Raw genomic sequence first — 6,014 nt, 5'->3', positions numbered from 1 at the left:
TTTTGCTCACCAGTCCTATTTGACAGAGAGCCTTAAAAACGAGGGTTTAATCATTATTGATATTAAAGTTTTTCTTCGTGTAAGTTTTCGAATTTCAAGACTGGATGTCTAGCTGCCTTAGTCTCATCAAGTCTATCGATTACTGTATTATGAGGTGCTTCAAGCACTTTATCTGGATCTTCTTTTGCTTCTTCAGCGATTTGAATCAATGCATCACAGAAGTAATCTAATGTTTCTTTAGATTCTGTTTCTGTAGGTTCAATCATCATACCTTCTTCCACATTAAGCGGGAAGTAAATTGTAGGTGGATGAACACCGAAGTCTAATAAACGTTTCGCCATATCTAATGTACGAACGCCTTCTTTTTTCTGCTTAGATCCACTTAATACGAATTCGTGTTTACAATATTGGTTATATGGAATTTCAAATGCATCTTTCAGACGCGCTTTAATGTAGTTGGCATTAAGCACTGCTGCTTCTGAAACTTCTTTAAGACCAATGTTACCCATTGTTCTAATATACGTATAAGCACGTAAGTAGATTCCAAAGTTACCGTAGAATGGTTTAACACGACCGATAGAATATTTAATATCGTTGTCATATTTATAAGTGTCGCCATCTTTGATTACCATTGGTTTTGGTAAGAAGCTAGCAAGTTCTTTTTTAACTCCAACAGGACCTGAACCTGGTCCACCACCGCCGTGAGGCCCAGTGAATGTCTTGTGTAAGTTCAAGTGAACAGCATCAAAGCCCATGTCTCCAGGTCTTACTTTATCCATAATCGCGTTTAAATTTGCGCCATCATAGTATAATAAGCCACCAGCATCATGAACAATTTTTCCAATTTCCATAATGTTATGTTCAAAGATACCTAAAGTATTAGGGTTTGTTAACATAATTGCTGCTGTATTTTCATTAACAAGAGTTTTTAAATCTTCTACGTCTACTTCGCCGTTTTCATCAGATTTAACTGTAACTGATTTGAAGCCAGCGAAAGCTGCAGAAGCAGGGTTTGTACCATGTGCTGAGTCAGGTACAATGACTTCATCACGGTGACCTTCACCATTTTTTTCATGATAAGCTTTGAAAATCATTAATGCAGTCCACTCACCATGTGCACCTGCTGCAGGTTGTAATGTTACTTCATCCATGCCTGTAATTTCTTTTAATTCTTCTTGTAAGCTATGGATGATTTCTAAAGAACCTTGAATTTGAGATTCTTCTTGTAATGGATGTGCTTCAGCAAATCCAGGAATACGTGCTACTTTTTCATTGATTTTAGGGTTGTACTTCATTGTACATGAACCTAAAGGATAGAAACCAGTATCTACACCGAAGTTCTTGTTAGATAACTCAGTATAGTGTCTTACTAAGTCTAATTCTGATACTTCAGGGAATTCTGCTTTGTTTTTACGGATGAATTTATCATCTAATAATTCTTCAACTGCATTTGTATCAATCTCTTTTTTCGGAAGAGAGTATGCATATCTTCCTGCTCTTGAACGTTCGAAAATTAATGGACTTGATTTACTGACCATTAATCTCACCCACTTTCTTCACAAAAGTATCAATTTCATCTTTTGTTCTTAATTCAGTGACAGCAACTAGCATTGCATGTCCCATATCGTCATTGATTTCAGTTAAATCGAAACCGCCAATAATGCCCTCTTCTAATAATTGACCATTTACTTCTTTAACAGGTTTGTCCAACTTAATAACGAATTCATTATAAGATGTACCTGGTAATACTTCTACACCTGCTTTTTCAAACTCTTTCTTAGCATAGTTAGCATTTTCAAAGTTTTGTTCAGCAATATCTTGAATACCTTGTTTTCCTAGAGCTGACATAGCAATTGAAGATGCTAGAGCATTTAAAGCTTGGTTTGAACAGATGTTTGAAGTTGCTTTATCACGACGGATATGTTGTTCACGCGCTTGTAGCGTTAATACGAAACCACGGTTTCCATGATCATCATTCGTTTGACCAACTAAGCGACCTGGGATTTTACGCATTAACTTTTTAGTTGTTGCGAAGAAACCACAGTGTGGTCCACCGAATTGACTTGGAATACCAAATGGTTGTGTATCACCTACAACAATATCTGCACCGAATTCACCTGGAGGTGTTAACAAGCCAAGTGAAAGTGGATTTGCGTAGACAATAAATAATGTCTTTTTACTTTTAATAAATGATTTAACTTTTTCTAAATCTTCGATAGAACCATAGAAGTTAGGATACTGAACAGCTACAGCTGCTGTATCTTCATCAATAGCTGCATCTAATTTTTCTAAATCAGTTACAGTACCGTCTAGATCAACTTCTACAATTTCATATTCACTTCTAACTTTTGAATATGTGTGAAGTACTTGTAATGCTTGATAATGCAAGCCTTTAGATACAACAATCTTATTCTTTTTAGATTGACTTAATGCTAAAATACATGCCTCAGCAAATGCTGTGATTCCATCATACATAGATGAGTTTGCAACATCCATACCTGTTAATTCACAAATTAAAGTTTGGAATTCAAAGATTGCTTGAAGTTCCCCTTGTGAAATTTCTGGTTGGTAAGGCGTATAAGCTGTATAGAATTCTGAACGTGAAATCATAGCATCTACAACAGCTGGTGCATAATGGTCATAAACACCCGCACCTAAGAATGAAGTATGATCTTCTTTTGTAATGTTTTTATTAGCAACTCTGCTAAGACGTTTGAATAAAGTAGTTTCATCTTCTCCATTTGGAATATCTAACTCTCTATCCAATAAAATTTCTTTTGGCACATCTCCAAATAATTCTTCAATTGAGCTTGCGCCGATTGTTTCTAACATTTCTTTTTTGTCTTTTTCAGTTAATGGTATATAACGATGACTCACCACTGCCACCCCTTCATTAAATTATTTACTGATTTGATTTTTCTTGACAATTTTAGCTTTGACTTGACGTTTTCTTACTTGAACGATGACTTTTTTGCCCATTTCGAATTCATCACGGTCAATCATTGCTAATGCAATGCCTTTTCCAGTTGCTGGCGATTGCGTACCAGATGTAACTTGCCCAATTTTGTTACCTTCTAAGTCTAGCACATCATAGCCAGTTCTTGGGATACCTTTTTCGATCATTTCTAAACCAACTGATCTAAGTTTTGCTCCATTTTCTTTTTGATCTTTTAACACGTCTTTACCAATGAAGTCTGCTTCAATCAATGGTTTAGCAGCAAATGCAATACCACCTTCATAAGGTGTGATATCTTCTGATAACTCTTGTCCATGTAGAGGTAAACCTGCCTCTAAACGTAAAGTATCACGTGCACCTAATCCAGCTGGTTTTAAATCAGCATTTTCTAAAAGACCATCCCAAATATCTACGACGTCTTTAGAGTCGCAATAAATTTCAAAACCGTCTTCACCAGTATAACCTGATTGAGATAAGATAACATTTTTTCCAAAGATTTCAACATCTTTTTTGAATTCGAAAGGTTTCATTTCAGAAACATCTACATCAACCAAGCTTGCAACATAGTCGCGTGCTTTTGGTCCTTGAACTGCTAATTGACCGTATTGATCAGAAACATTTTCAACATTTACATCAAATTTGTCTGAGTGAGATTTAATCCACTCATAGTCTTTATCTGTATTTGCAGCATTAACCACTAATAAAAATTTATTATCATCTAATTTATAAGTGATTAAATCATCAATCACGCCGCCTTTTTCATTGCAAAGTGCAGTATATTGCGCTTTGTTATCTGATAATTGATCTGTATCATTTGAAAGCACATATTGAATGAATTCTGATGCTTCTTTGCCTTCAATTAACACTTCGCCCATATGGCTGACATCAAAGATTCCCATAACTTCCCTTACTGCGTTATGTTCTTCTTTGATACTAGAAAATTGAACAGGCATTGCCCATCCACCGAATTCAACAATTTTTGCTCCGCTTTCAATAAAACGGTCGTACAATGGTGTCTTTTTTAAGTCGTTTGACATCTTGCAACCCCCTATATGTGATTAAATATTAAAAACAGGATAGCAAAGCCAATTGCTATCCTGTAGTTACCTTCAGGAATGCGTCACAGTATTATCCTTTTGCCTGAGAGATTCGATATAACATCTTGCACCTTCGGCGATGAATACAAGCTAAAACACAAATAATGTTTTAGATAATTCATTCTCTCCAATACTGATCATTCGCTATAATGATATTCATCAAATTTTGATGTAATAAACTCAAATCATTGTCTGTATCCATTCTGCTGAATGCGATTTCATTATATCGTGAAACCCTTGATAAATACAACCTTTTTAATTCATCGAATGCTTTATTTGCAGCGTTAGGTCGATTACTATCGTTTTTAATTCTATCGTATATAAGTTGAATGCTTGCATCTAACCAAATTATAAATTTATAGTGGGATAAAATTTCCATAGAATCAGGGCTTTCAATCACACCCCCACCAGTAGAAATGATGTCATATTCATTAATAGCTTCCTGTAAATATTGTGTTTCTAATTTTCTGAAGCCACTCTCCCCTTTTAATTCAAAGATTTCAGGGATTGTTTGATGTGTTCGCAATTGGATAAGTTGATCTAAATCAATAAAGCTCTTACCCTCTTTTTCAGCGATGTATTTTCCTAATGTTGTTTTGCCCGTTCCCATAAATCCTATAAAAATAATGGGTTCTTTTTTAACTTCCTTGTTTTTCATATTTCTCATCCTTCTCAACAATTTGTTCTAGTTGTTGTTTGTAGTAGATGTTAAGATTGTGTATTGTCTTTAATTTTAAGCTATATTGATAGCTATAGGAAGTCAAAATAAGAATAAAAATCATAAAAATTATTGTTGTAAACGGTAACAGGTAACCTTTCAGATTATAAGTATAGTACTTTGTAATATTTTTCTTCGTTTTCAATCAGAGTCATTTCCACCTTTAAGTATTTATCGTCAATTTTTGTTACTTTGAAGTCACTTATATCCTGTATCAGCGTTATATTTCCGCGTGAATTTATATTTTTATAAATTTTCCGATTAGAAAAGATATACGCTGTTTGTTTGCTATCTTCTTGTATCATTATGCGTCTATTACTGACATTGATTTTATCTATTGGTATATGTTTAATCTCTCTAGATATGTCTTGTGCAAAAAATTCATAGTGAATCAAAGATGCATCATCCATGTGTTTATTTAATGTTTTTACAGATTTGAATAAAGGTGGTATTAGACTCATTGTAATTGAAAAAATACATAACGCAAAAATCATTTCGATGAATGTAAAGCCTTTAATTCTTTTTTGATTTAACTTTAAAACAGTAGTGACTATCAGTTTCATTGCTTTTAATACAAATAGATTGTTCAATCTTTTCAATGGTATAATGCTCCAGTTGTATCCCTTGTTGAATTTCATTTATGTTAAAACGATTAATTACCGTTATTAATGTGCGATACATATCTGCTTTTTCAATTTCTTTACGAAACTGTAAATGCTGATTAATTAATACAGGCAAGAAAATTAGAAGTAAAGTAATGATAAGAGAAAACGAAGTCAATGCATCAAGCATAAAAGATCCCTTGATATAATTTTTACTACGATGTCTTTTCAATTCTTAAACTTCCTTTCTCAATATGGAAAATAAAGCGAAATGTTGTTTGATTAAACTTAATGTAAACAGATCCAAACCGATTAAACTCACCTTCTGGACTAATAACAACAATATCCATATTGTTACTTCTTACTATTTCTCCTTTTGTGATTGTTATATAACTTACTTGATGATTTTGATTTATTACTTTGATTCTATTGCTGCCACGATTAAAAAATAGTATAACATCATCATGATTTTTAATAGCAGTAGATTTCATGTATATTATTTGCGCAGCAAGATTTTTAGCTAATAATTCATTTTCCACGTCTTTTAAATGTGTTGGGCTTTTAACATTTAAACTTAGATATGTTAAAAGGCTAATAATCGCAAGAACTAGCAAAGTTTCAATCATAGTAAAAGCTTTCAT

The 6,014-nt window shown here is 33.5% G+C and carries 6 protein-coding genes and 1 riboswitch; all 6 genes read right to left on the bottom strand.

Annotated features, from left to right (window positions below; translation table 11 throughout):
• Positions 1–62: 62 nt before the first annotated feature.
• Positions 63–1,538: an aminomethyl-transferring glycine dehydrogenase subunit GcvPB gene (gene gcvPB / locus HMPREF2846_RS08110; RefSeq protein ID WP_070626399.1), complete on the bottom strand. Its 1,476-nt coding sequence runs from the start codon at positions 1,536–1,538 to the stop codon at positions 63–65.
• Complete coding sequence (gene gcvPA / locus HMPREF2846_RS08105; RefSeq protein ID WP_057510473.1) at positions 1,528–2,877, bottom strand: aminomethyl-transferring glycine dehydrogenase subunit GcvPA; 1,350 nt, start codon at positions 2,875–2,877, stop codon at positions 1,528–1,530. Before gcvPA ends, gcvPB begins: the two co-directional genes overlap by 11 nt.
• Before the next feature lie 21 nt (positions 2,878–2,898).
• The gene (gcvT, locus tag HMPREF2846_RS08100) at positions 2,899–3,993 is read right to left on the bottom strand and encodes a glycine cleavage system aminomethyltransferase GcvT (protein ID WP_070626398.1); all 1,095 of its coding nucleotides are present in this window, start codon (positions 3,991–3,993) and stop codon (positions 2,899–2,901) included.
• A gap of 81 nt (positions 3,994–4,074) precedes the next feature.
• Positions 4,075–4,194, bottom strand: a riboswitch (glycine riboswitch).
• Complete coding sequence (locus HMPREF2846_RS08095; protein WP_156423348.1) at positions 4,172–4,711, bottom strand: shikimate kinase; 540 nt, start codon at positions 4,709–4,711, stop codon at positions 4,172–4,174. Its footprint overlaps the riboswitch before it by 23 nt.
• A gap of 164 nt (positions 4,712–4,875) precedes the next feature.
• Positions 4,876–5,370 (bottom strand): competence type IV pilus minor pilin ComGF, encoded by a 495-nt coding sequence (gene comGF / locus HMPREF2846_RS14550; protein ID WP_070626397.1) that lies wholly within the window; start codon positions 5,368–5,370, stop codon positions 4,876–4,878.
• A gap of 218 nt (positions 5,371–5,588) precedes the next feature.
• Positions 5,589–6,014 carry a competence type IV pilus minor pilin ComGD gene (gene comGD, locus HMPREF2846_RS08080; protein ID WP_002481037.1) on the bottom strand — a complete coding sequence of 142 codons (426 nt, stop codon included), beginning with the start codon at positions 6,012–6,014 and terminating at the stop codon, positions 5,589–5,591.

This window comes from Staphylococcus sp. HMSC056G08 (assembly GCF_001812305.1).
Taxonomy (GTDB): Bacteria; Bacillota; Bacilli; order Staphylococcales; family Staphylococcaceae; genus Staphylococcus; species Staphylococcus simulans.
This window is presented reverse-complemented; position numbering and strand designations above follow the sequence as displayed.

What these genes read in the sequence shown, in the direction of transcription:
- gcvPB (WP_070626399.1), bottom strand. Translation starts at nt 1,538, where the DNA reads ATGGTCAGTAAATCAAGTCCATTAATTTTCGAACGTTCAAGAGCAGGA.
- gcvT (WP_070626398.1), bottom strand. Translation starts at nt 3,993, where the DNA reads ATGTCAAACGACTTAAAAAAGACACCATTGTACGACCGTTTTATTGAA.
- HMPREF2846_RS08095 (WP_156423348.1), bottom strand. Translation starts at nt 4,711, where the DNA reads ATGAAAAACAAGGAAGTTAAAAAAGAACCCATTATTTTTATAGGATTT.
- comGD (WP_002481037.1), bottom strand. Translation starts at nt 6,014, where the DNA reads ATGAAAGCTTTTACTATGATTGAAACTTTGCTAGTTCTTGCGATTATT.